We start from the raw sequence: 229 nt of genomic DNA, 5'->3' as shown, positions 1-229 counted from the left end.
ACGCTCGTCTACGCCTACATCATCGCCATCCTGATCTCGCTGTCGACCGCACTGACGGTCACGACTGCGCTTTGCGTCGCCCTGCTGACATTTTCGAAAGAGGCGGCGGAAACGCCGCCTCTGATCCGCTGGCTGCAACCGCTTTATGGACGCTGGCTGCGGTGGGCCGCGATTCACCCCGCCCGGCCCGCGCCCGGCAACCACGCGGCCAGCCACCAGGCGACCCCCG

1 protein-coding gene is annotated in these 229 nt (G+C 67.7%); it reads left to right on the top strand.

Going from position 1 to position 229, the window contains the following annotated elements:
* Positions 1-229 (top strand): hypothetical protein (locus ACSHWJ_RS16155; protein ID WP_435928808.1); only part of this gene is annotated, 229 nt, incomplete at both ends.

This window comes from Methylococcus sp. S1M (assembly GCF_051295855.1).
Classification (GTDB): Bacteria; Pseudomonadota; Gammaproteobacteria; order Methylococcales; family Methylococcaceae; genus Methylococcus; species Methylococcus capsulatus.
The sequence above is the reverse complement of the archived record's forward strand: the minus strand, read 5'-3'. Positions and strand labels throughout refer to the sequence as shown.